The 18,674-nt window shown below is 64.8% G+C and carries 19 protein-coding genes; 5 read left to right on the top strand and 14 right to left on the bottom strand.

All coding sequences use genetic code 11. From position 1 onward, the window contains the following. Positions 1–51: 51 nt before the first annotated feature. The gene (locus B0G57_RS10980; RefSeq protein ID WP_018443506.1) at positions 52–2,046 is read right to left on the bottom strand and encodes a hybrid sensor histidine kinase/response regulator; all 1,995 of its coding nucleotides are present in this window, start codon (positions 2,044–2,046) and stop codon (positions 52–54) included. A 72-nt stretch (positions 2,047–2,118) separates the two neighbouring features. After that, positions 2,119–3,723: a sensor histidine kinase gene (locus B0G57_RS10975; protein WP_020566523.1), complete on the bottom strand. Its 1,605-nt coding sequence runs from the start codon at positions 3,721–3,723 to the stop codon at positions 2,119–2,121. A 389-nt stretch (positions 3,724–4,112) separates the two neighbouring features. On the opposite strand from B0G57_RS10975, the gene B0G57_RS10970 reads away from it, so the two are divergent. Together B0G57_RS10970 and B0G57_RS10965 are read left to right on the top strand one after the other, a co-directional pair. Continuing rightward, a complete protein-coding gene (locus B0G57_RS10970) occupies positions 4,113–4,595 on the top strand; it encodes a hypothetical protein (RefSeq protein ID WP_018443508.1) in 483 nt (160 codons plus the stop codon). A 174-nt stretch (positions 4,596–4,769) separates the two neighbouring features. Further along, entirely contained in the window at positions 4,770–4,979 is a 210-nt protein-coding gene (locus B0G57_RS10965; protein WP_018443509.1) for a dodecin, read from the top strand. A gap of 129 nt (positions 4,980–5,108) precedes the next feature. On the opposite strand, the gene B0G57_RS10960 is transcribed toward B0G57_RS10965, so the two are convergent. From B0G57_RS10960 to B0G57_RS10945, 4 genes are all read right to left on the bottom strand, one after another. Further along, positions 5,109–6,206 carry a BMP family ABC transporter substrate-binding protein gene (locus B0G57_RS10960; protein WP_018443510.1) on the bottom strand — a complete coding sequence of 366 codons (1,098 nt, stop codon included), beginning with the start codon at positions 6,204–6,206 and terminating at the stop codon, positions 5,109–5,111. A gap of 115 nt (positions 6,207–6,321) precedes the next feature. Further along, positions 6,322–7,251: an ABC transporter permease gene (locus tag B0G57_RS10955; protein WP_018443511.1), complete on the bottom strand. Its 930-nt coding sequence runs from the start codon at positions 7,249–7,251 to the stop codon at positions 6,322–6,324. 9 nt (positions 7,252–7,260) lie between these two features. After that, on the bottom strand, positions 7,261–8,358 hold the full coding sequence (locus B0G57_RS10950; RefSeq protein WP_018443512.1) for an ABC transporter permease: 1,098 nt from the start codon (positions 8,356–8,358) through the stop codon (positions 7,261–7,263). A 53-nt stretch (positions 8,359–8,411) separates the two neighbouring features. Beyond that, positions 8,412–10,016 (bottom strand): ABC transporter ATP-binding protein, encoded by a 1,605-nt coding sequence (locus B0G57_RS10945; protein ID WP_018443513.1) that lies wholly within the window; start codon positions 10,014–10,016, stop codon positions 8,412–8,414. A 207-nt stretch (positions 10,017–10,223) separates the two neighbouring features. Here B0G57_RS10945 and B0G57_RS10940 point away from each other — a divergent pair, with 207 nt between their 5' ends. The 3 genes from B0G57_RS10940 (at position 10,224) to B0G57_RS10930 (ending at position 13,057) form a co-directional block, all read left to right on the top strand. After that, positions 10,224–11,159 carry a LysR substrate-binding domain-containing protein gene (locus tag B0G57_RS10940; RefSeq protein ID WP_018443514.1) on the top strand — a complete coding sequence of 312 codons (936 nt, stop codon included), beginning with the start codon at positions 10,224–10,226 and terminating at the stop codon, positions 11,157–11,159. 312 nt (positions 11,160–11,471) lie between these two features. Next, positions 11,472–11,825 carry a hydroxyisourate hydrolase gene (gene uraH, locus B0G57_RS10935; RefSeq protein ID WP_018443515.1) on the top strand — a complete coding sequence of 118 codons (354 nt, stop codon included), beginning with the start codon at positions 11,472–11,474 and terminating at the stop codon, positions 11,823–11,825. A 38-nt stretch (positions 11,826–11,863) separates the two neighbouring features. After that, complete coding sequence (locus B0G57_RS10930) at positions 11,864–13,057, top strand: urate hydroxylase PuuD (protein ID WP_018443516.1); 1,194 nt, start codon at positions 11,864–11,866, stop codon at positions 13,055–13,057. A gap of 160 nt (positions 13,058–13,217) precedes the next feature. On the opposite strand, the gene B0G57_RS10925 is transcribed toward B0G57_RS10930, so the two are convergent. The 8 genes from B0G57_RS10925 to tadA form a co-directional block, all read right to left on the bottom strand. Then, the gene (locus tag B0G57_RS10925; RefSeq protein WP_018443517.1) at positions 13,218–13,487 is read right to left on the bottom strand and encodes a flagellar transcriptional regulator FlhD; all 270 of its coding nucleotides are present in this window, start codon (positions 13,485–13,487) and stop codon (positions 13,218–13,220) included. A 77-nt stretch (positions 13,488–13,564) separates the two neighbouring features. Beyond that, the gene (locus tag B0G57_RS10920) at positions 13,565–13,705 is read right to left on the bottom strand and encodes a hypothetical protein (protein ID WP_018443518.1); all 141 of its coding nucleotides are present in this window, start codon (positions 13,703–13,705) and stop codon (positions 13,565–13,567) included. A 249-nt stretch (positions 13,706–13,954) separates the two neighbouring features. Further along, positions 13,955–14,470 carry an ureidoglycolate lyase gene (locus B0G57_RS10915; protein ID WP_018443519.1) on the bottom strand — a complete coding sequence of 172 codons (516 nt, stop codon included), beginning with the start codon at positions 14,468–14,470 and terminating at the stop codon, positions 13,955–13,957. A 19-nt stretch (positions 14,471–14,489) separates the two neighbouring features. Continuing rightward, positions 14,490–15,503, bottom strand: coding sequence for an allantoicase (gene alc, locus B0G57_RS10910; protein ID WP_018443520.1), 1,014 nt, complete (start codon positions 15,501–15,503; stop codon positions 14,490–14,492). Between the two features lie 28 nt (positions 15,504–15,531). Beyond that, a complete protein-coding gene (gene uraD / locus B0G57_RS10905) occupies positions 15,532–16,044 on the bottom strand; it encodes a 2-oxo-4-hydroxy-4-carboxy-5-ureidoimidazoline decarboxylase (protein ID WP_018443521.1) in 513 nt (170 codons plus the stop codon). Between the two features lie 15 nt (positions 16,045–16,059). After that, the gene (gene puuE / locus B0G57_RS10900; RefSeq protein WP_020566524.1) at positions 16,060–16,995 is read right to left on the bottom strand and encodes an allantoinase PuuE; all 936 of its coding nucleotides are present in this window, start codon (positions 16,993–16,995) and stop codon (positions 16,060–16,062) included. A gap of 147 nt (positions 16,996–17,142) precedes the next feature. Then, positions 17,143–18,069, bottom strand: coding sequence for a muramoyltetrapeptide carboxypeptidase (gene ldcA, locus B0G57_RS10895; protein ID WP_018443523.1), 927 nt, complete (start codon positions 18,067–18,069; stop codon positions 17,143–17,145). Between the two features lie 16 nt (positions 18,070–18,085). Beyond that, complete coding sequence (gene tadA / locus B0G57_RS10890; RefSeq protein WP_399278145.1) at positions 18,086–18,673, bottom strand: tRNA adenosine(34) deaminase TadA; 588 nt, start codon at positions 18,671–18,673, stop codon at positions 18,086–18,088. Position 18,674 lies beyond the last annotated feature (1 nt).

Genomic DNA, 18,674 nt, shown 5'->3' with positions numbered 1-18,674 from the left:
GGCGCGTGGCGCATCGGCCTACGGCGCGAAGCTCCGATAACGCCGCGCAGTTCAAGCCAGCGCGGAGCGCGGGCCGTCGCCGCCACGTGCCTTGGCGGCGGCCGCGCGCTGGATCAGCTCCTCGAGCTGGCCAAAGTTGACGGGCTTCGTCAAATGCGAGGTGAAGCCGGCGGCAAGGCACCGCCGGACGTCCTCGTCCGTGCCGAAACCCGTCAATGCCACGGCCGGCGCTTGCGAGCGCAGGCGAAATTCCCCGATAAAGTCGATCCCCGTGCCGTCAGGCAGCCCGATATCGCTGACGACCAGGTCGAAAGGCGCGCTCCGCGCGGCGTCGAGCGCGGCCGCGACGCTCGACGCCACCGTCACTTCGTGGCCAAGGCCGCGCATCAATTGCGCCATGACTTCGGCCGTGTCGGCGTGGTCCTCCACGAGCAGAATGGCGAGCCGCTCGTCCGCGCCGACGGCGGCCGGCGGCGCGACGACGGGCTCGGATGCCGACGCGGCGACGGTCGGTAACGCGATCGTAAACGTCGCGCCGCAATGCGGGCCCGGGCTCTGCGCGCTGACGGTGCCGCCGTGGGCATCGGTCAACGCCTTCGTAATCGCAAGGCCGAGTCCGAGACCGCCGAACTGCTGCGTCATGCGCTGGCTACCCTGCTCGAACGCATTGAAGAGCTTGTCGATCTGGTCCGGCGCGATACCGATGCCCGTGTCTTCGACCGAGATTTCGATGTGCATGCGCGCGTCGCGCGTGCGCACATAGATGTGGCCGCCTTCTGGCGTGAACTTCGATGCGTTGCGCACGAGGTTCCAGAGCATCTGCTGAAGCCGGGCGCGGTCCGCCATGACATAGTGGCTCTCGGCCATCTTCTCGATGTGCACGTCTTGCTGCTTGAGCTGAATTTCGCCGCCGAAGAGCTCGAGCACGCTGTCGATGACTTCATGCACGTCCACCGTCTCGAGCGACAGCCGCAGCTTGCCGTTCGCGACACGCGTGAGATCGAGCAAATCATCGATCAGCCGGGCCTCGAGCTCGATGTTGCGGCGGATCATCCTGACGTTCGCCTGCGCCGCCTCGGGCAACTCCGGCATCGTCTCGAGCACGCGCGTACCCGCCAGGACCGGGGTGAGCGGCGTTCGCAGCTCGTGCGAAAGCATCGCGAGGAACCGGTCTTTCGCGCGATTCGCTTCTTCGGCCGTCTGGCGCGCGCTCTGCTCGGCGGCGAGCAGCCGTTCGCGCTCCTCGAGCGCCTCGCGCTGCGACTGAATGTCCGTGCAGCTCGCGAACCATTTGCCGACGCCTCCGCTCGCGTTGCGCACGGGTGCGATATGCACGTCGAACCACCGGTAAATGCCGTCGCCCGAACGAATCCGCAGCTCGTGGCGATAGTCGGCTGCCGCGCCGTGCACGGCATCGAGCCACTTGCGGCGCAGCGTCTCGCGATCGTCGGGATGGATGGCCGCGAGCCAGGCCAAGCCGCGCGAAGCCGCTTCGTCGAGGCCGGTGTAGGCATACCACTGCCGGGAGAAGAAGTCGCACTCGCCCTGCGTGTTGCTCGTGAACACGAGATGAGGCAACGCTTCGGACAAGCTGCGGTAATGGGCTTCACGGTCGCGCAGCAGGATCGCCTCGGCCGACGCGCGCTGCAGCCGGATCTGCGCGAGCACGCGCTCGACGGCCTCCGGCAAGTAGTCGAGATAGCCACCCGATTTGGGCACGACATCGGACACGCCGGCGCGCAAGGCCTCGATCACGCGCGATTCGTCCGTGAAACCCGTCACGAGGATGGCCGGCAGCGCGACGCCTTCGCGCCGCAACCGGCGGAAAAAGTCGAGCCCCGTCTCCACGCCGTCGAGCTGATAGTCGAGCACGAGCAGGTCGGGCCGGTCGCGCCCGATGCTTTCGCGTGCCGCGGCAAGCGTCGCGCTCGCGAACACGACGCAGCCCGCGCGTTCCAGCGATTTGCGCGCGAGCCTCAAAATGCCCTCGTCGTCGTCGACGAGGAGCACGCGGGCGGGTTCCGGGCGGGCTGCCACTTCGGTCATACTCGTTCTTGAATGGGCTGGTGCAATCGGTGCAATCGGTGCATTCGTTCTTGTTGCGTATTCCACAGCTTATTACATGCGAATCGGTTGTTCGGGCAGCGTCACGAAAAACGTCGAGCCGACACCTTCCACGGACTCGACCCAGGCACGGCCGCCATGCCGCTCGGTGACGCGGCGCACGAGCGCGAGGCCGATGCCGTCGCCTTTCGAACGGTCGCCATGCAGCCGCTGGAACGCGCTGAACATTTTCGGCATATAGGCGTCCGGGATGCCGAGTCCGTTGTCTTTGACATAATAGGCGCGCATGCGCGGTCCGCGCGCGCTGGTGCCGTCCGCGGTCCGCTCGACCGCCCCGACCTCGATGCGGCCGGGGCGAGCCGGATCGAGATAGTTGATCGCATTGCCGATCAAATTGCCGAAAATCTGCTCGATCGCCGTCGGGTCGCCCCATGCGGGCGGCAGCTCTCCGACCGACACCGAGATGCCGCGCTCGGCGATCGGCGCATGCAGCGCTTCGATCACGCGCGCGACGGTCCGCGCGACGCTGACCCGCTGCCACTGATATTCGAGACGTCCGGCGCGGGAAATGCGCAACAACGCGTCGATGATCGATGCCGATCGCGCGACGGCCGTCCGCAAGAAATGCAAGGCCTCGCTCAAGTTGCCGTCGAGCACACGCATGATACGCTCGCGTTCGGGCTCCGGCAGACGCGCGCCGTCGAGCAGCGCGCGCAATTCCTCGCACGATACCTGAAGCTCGCGCGAAAACCCTTGCAAGTTCACGAGCGGCGAGCGCAAATCGTGCGACACGCTGTAGATGAACATGTCGTTATCCTGCTTTTGCTGGCGCAGGTTTTCGTTCGCCTGTGTCAGCTCCCGCGCCCGCGCTTCGAGCGAAGTCTGCAGCGTCGCCTGCTCGTGCTCCGCTTCCGCGAGGCGCGCGCTCGTCCGGTGCAACACTTTGTCGAGCGCCGCGATCTCATCGTCCCCCGCGAGAGGCGCGCCCAGCGACTGCCCGCGGCCGAGACGCTCCGCATTGGCGGTCAAGGAGGCCAGCCGCCGGCCGATATTGCCCGCGAAGCCGAGCGCGGCAATGGCCCAGATCAGCATCGACCCGGCGATCGCCGCGATGAGCGCGCGGCGCTGCCCGGCCCGCGTCGACGCGAGCTCGGCGTTGCGCTCTTCGTCGAGGCGCGACTCCGCCGCGACGAATGCGTCGAGCTCGTCGCGAAACGCCACGATCGGCGTGGGCAGCGCCGTATCGTCGAACGCAGCGAATTGCGCCCGCCGGCCGCTCTTCAGGCTTGCATACTGCGCGTCCACCCGCGCACGATACGCGTGCACCGCCTCGTGCATACGGGAAAGGCGAGCAACCTGGAGAGGATCGTCGGCGACGAATTTTTCGAGTTGATCGAGCTTGCTGTCGAGCTCGGCCCACACCGTTCGCTGATCGAAGAATGAGGGGTCGCCGGCAATGAGCCCCGCTCGTGCACGCGAAGCCGCGCGCAAAAGCGGATCGACGATGACGGACGCCTGGTAGAGCACCTGCTTGCTGTGGGCGGCCCACTGAGCAGCCTGCGTCGTCTGCTCCTGTGTCTTCGACAGCATACCGAGCAGCGCCAATTCGACGACGCTCGGGACGGCGATCAGCAGCAGCCCCTTGGTGAACAGTTTCATGTGTCCTTGGCGGCCCTCTTGCTTTCTCGGTCGCGCGCCGAAGCCCACAAAGCACCGCGCGGCACGACCCTTGCACCGCTCCGGCATGCGGAGCGTCAAGCTGCCCCATTATCGTTGCAGTTCCCGGATATTTCAACGAAGCGGAAACGCGGCGCCATGAGGCGACGGCGCACACAAAATCGCCATTTTTTCTGCGTTCGATCAGCACGCGAACGGGCGGGAGGCCTATTATTGACGTAGATGGCGAGCGGTAGCCGGCCGCGCAGCGCGGCGCCACTCGCCACTGCATGCGGACCGGTTACGGGTGAACCCGAGCATTATCGTGAACACGACCGGTTCGTATGCTATAAAAGATCGACGTGCGGCGCGCGAGAGCCGGGAGTGGTCGCATGAGGACGCTGTGTTTCTTGCAATTCTTTTTCAGGCGAATGTTTATGTCCTTCCCGAAAAAGCGCAGGCGCGCTAGCGCGCAAAGCGAGGAGTCGTTTCTGGCCGTCTTGCGTCAATTCAAGCCGTTTGCTCAGCTGGATACGAAGATCGCGCGAGCGCGCGCGCAAGATGAACCTGTGCTCTACGCGCACGTACTGCCCGGCCTCGACGTCCTGCTTTGCAGCGTACGCGGCGCGCAGCCGCCGTATCCGGCTGTCGACGAGCTGCGACGGCGTTGCATGGAGTCGATTGCCAACGCGCTCGAGCAACCGCTCGACGGGCTCGAGAACGGCGGTTACTGGTACGAGGCGAACGGCTTCGGGTTCCTCGTCTTCGCCAGCCGCGCGCGGGCAAGGATTCTTCCCGAGTTCGGCGCCGGCGCGGCCGCACGCGGCGCGCGCCGTCAGAATGCGGGCGACGCCACGCCGCGCTCGCTGCGCTGAGACTCTCGCGCCACACCGCTTTCGGGCGTACGACCGACCATCTTCGAGGCCGCGGGCTGTCCGTGGCTTTGCTCCGCGAGTCCCTGCGCCGACGCTTGTCGGCGAGCCTTCGGCCGGCATGGCACGGCACCGTTGCCTATACTCTTACTGTTCCCCCGGACAACGGAGCCGCTCATGAGCAATCACGTCTACAAGCAAATCGAGCTGACCGGTTCGTCGACCCAGTCGACCGATGACGCGATTCGCACCGCACTCGAACGCGCCTCGAAGACGCTTCGCAACCTCGATTGGTTCGAGGTCACGGAAACGCGCGGACGGATCGAGAACGGCACGGTCGCCCATTGGCAGGTCACCCTCAAGGTGGGCATGCGCCTCGATGAATGAAGCGCCCCGGCAGCAGGGACAGTAAAAAAGTAAGCCGAAGCGGAAGGCATAGGGGCGGCGGCCCCTATGTTCAGTGACGGGCGCCGCGTTCGTCACCCATTCCGCTGGCGGCGCTCCCCTAGCGCCGGATTACTTCGGCAGACTACCCTCTACACCTTCGACATACCAGTTGATCCGCTGCAGCTCCGGATCGGACAGTGTCTTCCCCGCGGGCACTTTGACGGCGCCCGACTGATCTTTGATCGGCCCCGTGAAGACATCCCACTTGCCGCCCGCCAACTCGCTGCGCATCGCCTCGACCTTCTTCTGACCGTCGGCCGGAATCGCCGCGGCATTCAAGTCCTCGAGATTGACGGCCTTCTGCGGGATGCCCCACCAGACGGGATCGTTCTTCCACTTGCCGTCGAGCACGGCTTGCACGGCCGCCGTATAGTAGACGCCCCAATGGCCGACGACGGAACCCAGATGCGCGTCGGGCCCGAACTTTTTCATGTCGGAATCCCAGCCGAACGCGTGCACCTTCTTGGCCTCGGCCGTCGCGAGCGTCGCGCTCGAATCGGTGTTTTGCAGCAACACGTCGGCGCCCTGACCGATCAGCGTCTCGGCAGCCTGCTTCTCCTTGCCCGGATCGAACCAACTGTTGATCCAGATCACTTTCGTGTGGACCTTCGGATTGACCGAGCGCGCGCCCAGTGTGTACGCGTTGATATTGCGCACCACTTCGGGGATCGGCACCGAAGCGACGAACCCGAGCGTGTTCGTCTTGGTGACATATCCGGCCACGACGCCCGCCAGATAAGCGCCCTGGTACATGCGCACGTCGTAGGTACCGAAGTTCGGTGCCTTCTTGAAGCCCGTCGCATGGAGGAAGACCGTATCGGGGAAGTCTTTCGCGACCTTGAGCTCGAAGTCTTGATACCCGAAGCTCGTGCCGATGATGACCTTGTTGCCCTTGCTCGCCAGATCGCGAAAGACGCGCTCGGAATCGGCCGATTCCGGGACATTCTCGACGCGCGTCACCTTGATCTTGTTGCCGAACTTGGCCTCCGTTTCCTTCGAGCCCTGATCGTGCGCGAAGGTCCAGCCCGCATCGCCCGGATTGCCGAGGTAGACGAACGCGACGCCGGGCGCATCGGCCGCTCGCGCGGCCTGCCCCGCGGCGCCAAAGGCCAAAGCGAGCGCGAGCGCGGCAGTTCCGGCCCATGTGGTCGAGATTTTTCTTTTCATTAAGCTTCTCCAATGGAGTGGGTTTGACGGTAACTATCGGCGAAGAGCGGCGTTGCTTCGTGTCATCGATCGAAGGCACGGCGGACCGGCCGCCGCACCGCATCTCGTGCCATGCTCAGAGCGCGGCGAAGAACGGCTTGCCGAGCGACGCGGGCGCGTTGAGCTTGATGGCGTTGGGATTGCGCGAGATCGCGGCGAGCACGACGATCGTGGCCAGATAGGGCAACATCGCGAGAAACTGAGTCGGCACCGGTACGCCCGCGCCTTGCGCGTAGAATTGCAGCCCTGTCACGGCGCCGAAGAGCAGCGCGCCGAGCAGAAGGCGCCCCGGCCGCCACGTCGCGAACACGACGAGCGCCAGTGCGATCCAGCCTCGCCCGGACGTCAGCTGCTCCTGCCAAAGCTGCAAGTAGGCAACCGAGTAGTAGCCGCCCGCGAGACCGGCCATGCCGCCGCCGAACAGCGTCGCACCGTAGCGCACGCCGACGACCGAAAAGCCGACCGCGTGCGCGACTTCTGGCGATTCGCCGACCGAACGCAGAACGAGCCCCGCGCGCGTGCGATAAAGGAACCAGCCGACGATGCCGAACATCAGGCAGGCCAGATAACCAAGCGGCGTCAACGTGAACAACGCCGGTCCGAGCACGGGGATCCGCGAGAGACCCGGAATCGCCCAGGCGCCGATTGTCGTGCCGACGGATGCCGATGTATACGGCTTGCCGACATAGGCCGACAGGCCGATGCCGAAGATCGTCAGCGATAGACCGGTGGCCACCTGGTTCGCGAGCATCGTCAACGTGAGAAAACCGAAAAGCAGCGCCATCGCGATACCGGCCGCGACGGCGGCGGCGATACCGAGCCAGGGGCTGCCCGTTGCGACGGTGACCGCATACCCGCTCACGGCGCCCATCAGCATCATGCCTTCCACGCCGAGATTGAGCACGCCGGATTTTTCCGTGACGAGCTCGCCGAGCCCCGCGAACATGAGCGGAATCGCGGCGACGACTGCGCTCGAGGCGAGCGCGCTGAGTTGTTCGATGTTCATCGGATGTCTTTATGCGGCGAGCACTACGCGCCGCACGCGGTAGTTCACGAAGAGATCGGCGCCTAGCAGGCAAAAGAGCAGCAGGCCCTGAAAGACCCCGGAGAGCGCTTGCGGCAACTGCAACGACGTCTGCACGGCTTCGCCGCCGAGATAAAGCAACGCCATCAGCAAGCTGGCGAGCACGATGCCGACAGGATGCAGGCGCCCGACAAAGACGACGATGATGGCCGTAAAGCCGTATCCCGGGGACCATGTCGCCTGCAACTGGCCGATCGGCCCCGCTATTTCGCCCATGCCGGCGAGCCCCGCAAGCGCGCCGCTCACGATCAGCGACGTCCAGATCGTCCGCTTGTCGGAAAACCCGGCGTAACGCGCGGCAAGCGGCGCGAGGCCGCCGACGTTCATGCGAAAGCCGGCAAAGCTCTTGGCGCTGAAGAGCCATACGAGCGGCACCGCGGCAAGCGTGATGAAGATCGAGGCATTGAGCCGCGTGCCCCGCATGAACTTCCAATGCCAGTCTCCGCCGAACGTCGGATAAAGGGCATCGCCGCTGAACATCTCCGAGATCGGGAAGTTCATCCCCTGTGGATCGCGCATCGGACCGCTCACGAGATAGATCAAGAGCTGCGTCGCGACGTAGGTCAGCATCAGGCTCGTCAGAATCTCGTTCGTGTTGAAGCGGCTCTTGAGAAAGGCCGGGATCGAGGCCCAGACGACGCCGCCCGCGATACCCGCCGCCATCATCGAAGGCAGGATCCACCAGCCGCTCGCCTGATCGAAATGAATGGCGACGGCGCTGGCCGCGATGCCGCCCACGAGCATTTGTCCTTCCGCGCCGATGTTCCAGACATTGGCGCGATAGCTGATCGCGAGTCCGAGCGCGATCAGGCAAAGCGGCGAGGCCTTCAGCAGCAGCTCGGACCACCCGTTCACGCTCGAGAGCGGATCGATGAAGAACGCGCGCATGGCGTCCGCCGGATCGCGCCCCACGAGCCCGAAGATCAAAAAGCCGATGATGAGCGTGAGCGCCGCCGCAATCAGCGGCACAGCGAATTGCATCGTGCGGGAGGGCGTCGTACGGGCCTCGAGTCGATAGGGAAAATGCATGTCCGGTGTCGATTGGGGTTGTGGTCGCTTTTCGGTCGGTCCTGCTGCCGCCCTCACGCGTGCACGGGTTCGGGCGCCGGCGGTACCGCGCCGCGGTCGCCGAAGAGCCCCGCCATCCAGCGGCCGATCTCCTCGGCGTTCGTCTCGCTCGTCTTGCGCGCGGGCGACAACCGTCCGCGCGCTACGACCGCAATGCGATCGCAGATATCGAACAGCTCTTCGAGTTCCTCGGAGATGACGAGCACGGCTACCCCCTTGGCCGACAGGTCGAGCAATTGCTGGCGAATGAACGCGGCCGCGCCCACGTCGACGCCCCAGGTCGGCTGGGCAACGACGAGCACCTTCGGTTCTTGAAGAATTTCGCGGCCCACGATGTACTTCTGCAGGTTCCCGCCCGACAGCGATCTGGCCGGCGCCTGCTGGCCGCTGCACCGCACGTCGAACGTCTCGATGCAGCGCTCGGCGAACGCACGCACCGCCCGCGCCCCGACCCAGCCGTGGCGCACCATACCAGGCTTGCGGTGTGCGGTCAGCAGCGCGTTCTCGGCCAGCGACATCGACGGCACTGCGCCTCGTCCGAGCCGCTCTTCGGGCACGAATGCGAACCCGAGCCGGCGCCTCGCCGCCGGCGACAAGCGCGCGGCCGGCTTGCCGCAAATCGAGACGGCATCGGGCGCGACGCCGGCGGCGAGCCGTTCGCCCGAGAGCGCTGCCAAGAGCTCGGCCTGCCCGTTGCCCGATACGCCGGCAATGCCGAAAATTTCGCCCGCATGGACGTCGAACGAGACATCCTCGAGCGTGGTTCCGAACGGGTCGTCGCTCGGGACGGACAAGTGCCGGACCGCGAGCAGCACGTCGCCGGGCGTATGCGCTCGGCGCGTGTAATCGGGCAGCGAGTGGCCCACCATCAGCTGCGCGAGCGATGCATGCGTTTCCTCACCGGGCTTCACGCGGCCTGTCACGCGGCCGCCGCGCATGACGGTGGCCGTATCGCAAAGCTCCTGGATTTCATCGAGCTTGTGGCTGATGTAAAGGAGGCTGCAGCCTTGCGCCGCAAGACGCTTGAGCGTCTCGAAGAGCTTGCGCACGGCCTGTGGCGTCAACACCGACGTGGGCTCGTCCATGATCAAGAGGCGCGGATCCTGCAGCAGGCAGCGCACGATCTCGACACGTTGCCGCTCGCCGACGGCGAGGCTGTGCACGTGCCGCGCCGGATCGACGTCGAGGCCGTACTCGCCCGACACCTCGCTGATGCGCTTGCCGAGCGCGGCCAGGTCGAACGGCTCGTCGAGCGCGAGCGCGATGTTCTCGGCAACGGTCAGCGTCTCAAACAGCGAGAAATGCTGAAACACCATGCCGATGCCGAGTTTGCGCGCCGCCGCGGGACTCGCGATTTCGACCGGCTGGCCTTCCCAGCGAATCTCGCCGGAATCGGGCCGCACGGCACCGTAGACGATCTTCATCAGCGTGCTCTTGCCGGCGCCGTTTTCGCCGAGCACGGCATGAATCTCCCCGGGCGCGACCACGAGGCTCACGTCGTCGTTCGCACGCACGCCCGGATACTGCTTGCAGATGCGTGAAAGCTCGAGCCGCGGAGCCGGGGCTCGCGGTGCGCCTTGGTCGCGCTGCGAAAATGAATGGTCGGAAATGTCGTTCATGAAGTCAGTCAGCCGAAATCGTCCCGGCTTGTGGTCCGACGATACCTAAATCACCCTGCACCGTCGAGCCGACAAAATCCGGCTCGCCGTGGTGTCCCGTTCTCGCGTCATTCGAGTACGTCTCGCTTGACGCCAATTAATGCACATATTAAAAGCCTGATATCCGCATCCCTGGCCGATCAGCCTGGGAATATAAATGGAGAGGTCATGAGTCAGCAACGCGAGGCGATCGACACCTACCTGCTGCGCGTCCTCCATACGTTGCTGATGGAGCGCAGCGTGACGCGTGCGGCCGTCAAGCTCAACCAATCGCAGCCGGCGATCAGCGCTGCGTTGAGGCGGCTGCGCGACATCACCGGCGATCCGTTGCTCGTGCGCGGAAAGTCCGGGATGGTACCGACCGAGTACGGTTTGCGCCTGCTCGAGCCCACGCAGAACGCGCTGCGCGAGATCGAGCGCATCCGCTTTCAGCAGCACAACTTCGATCCCGCCACGTCGATCCGCTGTTATCGGATCGGCTGCCCCGACTACCTCAACGTGCTGTTCGTGCCGACGGTCGTCGAGCGCTTTCGCCAGGCCGCGCCGAACGCCACCCTCGAATTCCATTCGCTCGGTCCCGCGTTCGACTACGAGCTTGCGCTCGAAGAAGGCAAGCTCGATATCGTAGTCGGAAACTGGCCCGAGCCGCCCGAGCAGCTTCATCTGTCGAACCTCTTCACGGACGAAATCGTCTGCGTGATGAGCAATGCGCATCCGTTCGCGAAGCGCGGCAGCCTGACGCTCGATCAGTATCTGAATGCGCCGCACCTTGCGCCAACTCCGTACTCCGTCGGCCAGCGCGGCGCGATCGATGTCCATCTCGCCCGCGAGCGGCTCAAGCGTCACGTCGTCGTCACGTTGCCGTACTTCAACCTCGCGCCGTACGTGCTCGTCAAATCGGATCTGATCTTCACGACCACGCGTCTCTTCGCGGATCACTACGCGAAGCTTCTTCCGCTGACGGTTCTGCCGGCGCCGCTCGACTTTCCGCCGATGCAGTACTACCAGCTCTGGCATGAGCGCTGCCACTATTCGGACGAAGTGCGCTGGCTGCGCGGGCTCGTCGCCGAAGCCACGCGCGCGCTCGTCGAGCACGCAATCTGACTCAGCTGTCCACGACAAGGCGGCGCTTTCGGCGCCGCCTGCATTCCCGCATTTCCCGCGTCGCTCGGCATTCGAATCGCACGCCGCGGCGTCAATGCAACGATCGAGGGCCAAAATCGCTCTGGCAATACTGCGCGGCCGATACTCGCCTTCAGGGCCGCCATATATTGGATCCCTCATGCGCGCGGGCTTATCTTTCCTATCGCTCGCGCGCACCGCGCCGGGACTTCTTAGAATGCCTCTACGGCGCTTGCCGCGAACGACTTCAGGCGCCGTCATACCCGAAAACTTGGCGACCAGGATCCCCTTCGCATGGGAAAGCTCACTACACACGTGCTGGACACCGCCCACGGCCGCCCCGGAGCGGGCATCCGCGTGGAACTTTTTTCGCTCGACGGGGATGCGCGCCGGAGGCTCGCGACTGTCGTCACGAACAGCGATGGCCGTTGCGACGCCCCACTTCTCGAAGGCTCCGCCTTCAAGACGGGCGAATACGAGCTCGTGTTTCATGCCGGCGACTACTTTGCCGCAGCCGGCGTGGCGCTGCCGGCGCCGAGGTTCATCGATCGCGTCGTACTGCGTTTCGGTGTGGCCGACCCGAAAGCGCATTACCACGTCCCGCTGCTCGTCTCTCCGTGGGCGTACAGCACCTATCGCGGCAGCTGAACGCCGATATCGGCGGTTAGTGTCCTGAGGGAGAATTCATGGAAGGCTTCATCACCGATTGGCTGAACCTTGCGCTTCGCTGGCTACATGTGGTGGTGGCGATCGCCTGGATCGGCGAATCGTTCTATTTCGTCGCGCTCGACAACAGTCTCAAAAAGCCGAAAGACCCGGCCCTCGTCTCGCGCGGCGTATTCGGCGAACTCTGGCACGTTCACGGCGGCGGTTTCTACAACATGCAGAAGTACATGGTGGCGCCGCCGGAGATGCCCGAGGACCTGCACTGGTCGAAGTGGCCGTCCTACACGACCTGGATGTCCGGTTTCGCGCTATTTACCGTCGTTTATCTTTTCTCGCCCGGCACCTATCTGATCGACAAGAACGTGCTCGACATGGGCCCTGTCGTCGCCATCTCGGCGGCGCTCGGTTTCCTCGCGGCGGGTTGGATCGTCTATGACTCGCTTTGCCGCCTGCTCGGCGCGAGAGACAAACTGCTCGGTGTCTGCATCGGGCTTTATGTGCTCGCGGCGGCCTGGCTCGCCTGCCATGTCTTCGCGGGCCGCGCGGCGTACCTCATCGTCGGCGCGATGCTGGCGACGATCATGTCGGCCAACGTGTTCTTCGTGATCATTCCCGGCCAGCGAAAGATGGTCGACGCAATGCTGAAGGGAGAAGCGCCCGATCCGATCTACGGGAAGCGCGGCAAGCAGCGCTCGGTGCACAACACCTACTTCACGCTGCCCGTCGTTTTCGCGATGCTCTCGAATCACTACGCGATCACGTACACGCACCCGCACAACTGGGCGGTTCTCGCGATCATCATGCTGGCGGGCGCGTTGATCCGGCAGTTCTTCGTCATGCGCCATCGGGGGCAGGTGCTCTGGTATCTTCCGGCCGCCGGCGCGGCGTTGCTCGCCGCCGCGCTCGCGTTCACGCTGCCGCGGCCGATCGCACCGCAAGCGGAAGCCGTCAACGCGCCACAACTTCGGATCGCCGAGATCGCACCGGTGCTGCAGCAACGCTGCGTTGCCTGCCACTCGGCGCATCCGACGTTGATGGGCAGCGCCCCGGCCGGCGTCATGTTCGATACACCCGATGAGATCGCGCGCAATGCCCAGCGCATCTATCAACAGGCCGTTCAATTGAAGGCCATGCCGCTCGGCAACGTGACGAATATGACCGAGGACGAACGTTTGAAAATCGCCGCCTGGTTCGAGTCGGGCGCTCAGCGCTGAGCGTGAAAGTATCGATGTGAAACGCCCTGACCAGAGTGGCCGGGCCATCGCTCATCGCTTGGTGTGGAAAATGGTGCGGTAATTTGCCGCTGCGTGTCTGCCTCGACGGAACCGCGTTGCGAGGACCAAGACGTGCGCCTTTGTGTCGGACGTCGCCGTATCAAGCAGCGGTCTTCGCCAGCTGCCGTCCGCGATCCGCCAAGCCGCCGAGCACCGCGCGATCGGTAAAGCGAAAAAGGCAAATCAATTGGTCGCGCGCCGCCAGCTTTTGCGTCTGATCTTCCGAAAGCTCCACGAGCAACTCCGCGAGCGGCGCCGACAGACCCAGCGTGGCCATGCCTTCGGCGCGATCGTCTCGCAGTATGCGCTGCACGAGAGCAAGATACGACCGGTTGATTTCTTGAATCGATTGATGGATGTCGCAGCTCATTTTTACCCTCCTTTTTTCTTCGACGGCTCTTTCGGGGCCTCGGCTTGAATGCGCAAACGTTTGCGCGCCCGACCAGCTCAATGGCCCTTACGCCAATCCGCGACGCCAAACGCGATGAGGCTTGCCGCGATTTCGCGCAGCAGGTGTTGCGTCAGAGCTCCAGCTCCGCCCTCGCTCAGGCGCTTGAGTTCGATCAGGTCTTTCGCGATGCGGCTCATTTGGAAATCTCCTTGGATCGTCGGCTTTCGCTAGCGGGTTCGATGAGAAGAACCGTTTGGCTTGACGAAAGTATCGGTCAAGGGGTGGCCGTACGAAATCAGCGCGCGCTGAACCTCGCGTAATACGTGGCGGCGCGCTTGTCAGGGGTTTCCTACAATGGCTGTCGCCAACACGACCGGCGCCAGTCGAGGCGCCGCTTGAGACGGAATGGGAGACGGTTCGGTCGGTCAGATCTACACGATGCGGCGCTATCCCGCCGTTGCTGCCCGCCACGCGTCCTCGGTCAGCCAAAGCGACTCGGGCAGCCGCTCCTCGTCGCAATTGTGGCCTTCGCCGCCTCGGTCGATGACGACGAAATCGCTGACCGCCTCGAGGGCGATCAGCGGATGGTGCCACACCCCTTTTTTGTAATTGACGCCCTGCCAGCCCCGCGTCACGAAAGCCCGAATCACCGCAGGCGTCAGCGGCCCCAGGGGCGCAACGACGATGAGGTAAGGTCGATCGGAAAGTGGCACAAAGGCCTGGCTGCCGAGCGGATGGCGCTCCAGCATCGATACTTCGAATGGCAAGGCTCGCGGCTCGCCCCGGAACAGGTTCAGCAGCGGGCGTCCGCCGGCGTCCGTCACGTCGACGCGCGCGAGATCATGAAAGCGCGTCGTGGTGCCCTCGTTGATCGGGAAGTGTCGCGCGCCCTCGAGTTCGATCACGTCGCCGAACGGCGCGAACGACTCGCGCGTCAGCGGTTCGATTGAAAGCGTCCTCATCACGGCGTATCCCCTTTCCTCAATCGACGAATCCCCACAGCCGCAAGCGCGATACGCCGCCGTCGGGAATGATGTTGAAGCGCACGTGCGTCACGGGCCCAAGCGACACGATCTCACGTTCGAAGACATGTTGCGCGTCCATTGTGAGCTTCTGCTCGCCGAGCAGCTCAGGCCAGAACATGGCCTGCGTGACGAGCGAGCTGTCGGTGCCGCCTGATACGCAGGCGGCCTGCAGCGAGCAACGATCGGGATAGTTGCCCTTGAAGTGCGCGGTGTCCACTTCGACCTTCCTGATCGTCCCCGGCCGCGCGAGCGCAATGATCGCCCAGTCGTTGCCGGGCTCGCGGCGGCGGCGCGTTTCCCAGCCGTCGCCCATGTCGACGCCACGCCCGGGCATCAGCAGATTCGATGCCGCGCCGAAATGTTGATTGTTGGCCGCGACGATGTGCGCGCCGTTTTCCATCGCCGCGAGATCGATGAGATCGGCCCGGCTCGCCTGCCCCCAGTCGAGCCGAGGTTGCCCGTAGACGCGAAGCCGGGCCACGCCGCCATCGGGATAGAGGTTGAGGCGAATGTGCGTATAGCTCGCTGGGTCACGCACTTCGACGTAATGGTGGCTGTTGCCTTGCAAAGTCGTCGACGCCACGATCTCGGTCCATTGCGTCGCCGCGTCGGCAGTCGCCCCCGCTGGCACGTGGGCAGCTTCGATCGAAGCCGCGGGCGGAAAGTTGCCGGTGAAATGACTCGTGTCGATGTCGAGCCCTTTGATCACGCCCGCGCGGGCAAGCTTGACGATGCACCAATCGTAGCCCGTCGTGCGTTTGCGGCGCGTCTCCCAGCCGTCCATCCATTTGCCGTGATCGTCGTACTTGCCAGGGATGAAGACGGCCGGCTCCGGATTGAGCATGCGCTCCTTCGGCGCGAAGAACTCGTCGCTTGCTTCGAGCGCTTCGGCGCCGAGCCGGGGGTCCGCCAGGTTCGCGTAACGCCGCGTGAAGTCGGGCGCATCGGGATCGGAAATCAGAAGAGCCATTGCTGTCGTCCTTGCTTTGTTCGAATCGTCATGCCGCGATCAAATCGTCGACGCGAAAGCGCGCGATCCGATAGATCTGCTCGAGGCTCATACGCATTTCCTCGTCCCGCTCATTGCCCACCCGCGCCTCGAAGTTGGCGAGGATGCCCGCACGATCGTAGCCGCGCACGGCAAGGATGAACGGGAAACCGAATTTATCGCGGTACTCGCGGTTGAGCCGCTGCAGTGTGTCGAATTCGGCCTGCGTGCATTGCGAGAGGCCCGCACTGCTTTGCTCGCGCGTCGACTCCGCCGTCAGTTCGCCGCGCACGGCCGCTTTGCCGGCGAGTTCGGGGTGCGCATTGATGAGGGCGAGCTGCCGCGTGCTCCCGGCGTGAGCGACGACGCTCACCATCGCGTCATAAAGCGCGTCGACGCTCGCGAAAGGCCGCTCGCGGGCGGCCTCACGCGGAACCCATGGCGAATGCTCGAAGATGCCGGACAGCGCATCGACGAATGCGTCCTCGGGCATCGCGTTCAGTTGATCTAGCGTGTATCTCATGAGACTCGCACTCGCTCAGGCCCGCGCCTCAAACGGATGGCGTGCCCGCCAGTGGCGCGCGATATCGATGCGCCGCGTCACCCACACGCGATCGCGTTTCTCGATGTGATCGAGAAACCGCTGCAGTCCGTGAAAGCGCCCGGGTCTTCCGAGCAAGCGGCAATGCATGCCGATCGAGAGCATCTTCGGTGCCTCTTCCCCCTCTTCATAGAGGACGTCGAAGGCATCCCGCAGATAGATGAAGAAATGCTCGCCCGTGTTGAAGCCCTGCGCAGTTGCGAATCGCATGTCGTTCGTATCGAGCGTGTACGGCACTATCAGATGCGGCCGCTTTTCGCCACCCGTCACTTCGACTTCGGTCCAAAACGGCAGATCGTCGCCATAGCAATCGGAGTCGTAGAGGAATCCGCCATATTCCGCCACGAGCCGGCGCGTGTTGGGACTGTCGCGACCGGTATACCAGCCGAGCGGCCGCACGCCCGTCACGCGCTCGATCGCCTCCATGCCGAGCCTCATATGCTCGGCCTCCCGATCCGGCGTCATGTCCTGGTAGTGGATCCACCGCCAGCCATGGCACGCGATCTCATGACCGAGCTCGACGAACGCGCCCGCGACCTCGGGATGGCGCTCGATGGCCATGCCGACGCCGAACACGGTCAATGGCAGGCCACGCTTCTCGAACTCGCGCAAAATGCGCCAGACGCCCGCGCGCGAGCCGTACTCGTAGATCGACTCCATGCTCATGTGACGCGCCGGATAAGCGGCCGCGCCGACAATCTCGGAAAGGAACTGCTCCGAAGCCGCGTCCCCGTGGAGCACGCAGTTTTCCCCGCCTTCTTCGTAATTGAGGACGAATTGGACCGCCACGCGCGCACCGCCCGGCCAGTCCGCCTGCACGGGATGGCGGCCGTAACCAATCAAGTCGCGCGGATAGGAGGGATCGAATGGCATGATTCGGCGGCCTCGCTCGGAGGCAATCGTCAAGGACGGCCCAGTGTAGCGAAAACGCCCCGCACCGCCCATATGCCGAACCGGATAGTGCGCGTCAGCGGGAAAGTATGTCCGTTTTGCGCGTCTCGCGGGGCGGCGATGCCGGTCCTACCGCAAGTGGGGATGCCCCGAGAGGGTCAAGCGAAAGCCGCGCTCGTGCACGATCAGATGCGCCTTCGCGCCGACAGGCAGCGTGACGATGTCGTCGATATGGCCGAACGGCAAGCCGACGACGACAGGGATGCCGGTCACCGAGCGAATCTGCTCGACGACCGCCGCCAGGCCGTAACCGTTGTCGTAGTCGTAAGCCTTGATCCCCGAGAACTCGCCGAGCACGATCGCCCGCTGACGCGCGAGCACGCCAGCCAAGTGCAGTTGGTAAATCATTCGCTCGATACGGAACGGCTGCTCGTTGACGTCTTCGAGGAACAAAATGCCGCCGTCGACATGCGGCATGTAAGGCGTGCCCACCAGCGACACGATCGTCGAGAGATTGCCGCCCCACAGGGTGCCGCGCGCTTCGATCGGCCCCGTCTGCGCGGCCTCGACTTCGAGCGTGAACGAGGGCGCCGTCAACGCTTGCCAGAAATGGTCCATCGTGAACGCACTCGGCGTCTCCGCCCCGAAATGCATGCCGAGCATCGGACCGCCGAACGTCGTCAGTCCGCATCGCGCGAGCAGGGCGAGCTGGATCGCGGTGAAATCGCTATGACCCACGAGCGCGACGGGCTGGTCCGCGAGGCGGCGCGCAAGCCCGTCGTAATCGAGCGCGGGGAGGATGCGCACGGCACCGTAGCCGCCGCGCACGGCCAGTGCGACGTCGGGCAACGGGCGAGACGGATCGGCGAGCCCATTGAGATCGCCGGCGCGCTCGGCGTCGGTGCCGCCGAAGCGCTGGTAGCGCCTGGCAGCCGCTTCGACGCCTCGCACCGTGTGCCCCGCCTCGCGCAGCCGCGCGACGGCACGCTCGATCGCCGCCGGATCGGGCGGATAGCCGGACGGAGCAATGAGTTCGATGGTTCGGGACTGCGTCATCGGATCGTCGCGCCCGTTATTCCGCCGCGCTCTCGCGACGCGCGGCGCGAATCGCCTGCCGCCGCTGCGAGAAAAAAGACTTCAGCGCATTGCCGCACTCGCTCGCGAGCACGCCGCCCTCGACGCGCGTATGGTGATTGAGCCGAGGATCCGCGAACGCATCGACGACGCTACCGCACGCGCCCGTCTTCGGATCGTGCGCGCCGAACACGACCCGTGCGATGCGCGCATGCATGATCGCGCCCGCGCACATGAGACACGGCTCGAGTGTCACATAGAGCTCGCAGCCCGGCATGCGGTAGTTCGAGAGTGATTGGGCGGCGGCGCGCAGCGCGACCATCTCGGCGTGCGCCGATGGATCGTGAGCGCCGATCGGATGGTTGAACCCCGACGCGATCACATCGTCCCCGCGCACGAGCACCGCCCCGACCGGCACCTCGCCGGCCGCGCGGGCCGATTCGGCCGCTGACAAGGCCAGCCTCATGAAGCGGCTGTCGCGCTCGCTAATCGGGGCGCCGTCGGTCGCGCCGGCGTGCGCGGCACCCGCCGCCGGGGCTGAGCCCGCGGCGGTCTGGGCGTCGCCGGTCGCGGTCGACTCGGACAAT

The organism is Trinickia symbiotica (assembly GCF_002934455.1).
Taxonomy (GTDB): Bacteria; Pseudomonadota; Gammaproteobacteria; order Burkholderiales; family Burkholderiaceae; genus Trinickia; species Trinickia symbiotica.
This window is presented reverse-complemented; position numbering and strand designations above follow the sequence as displayed.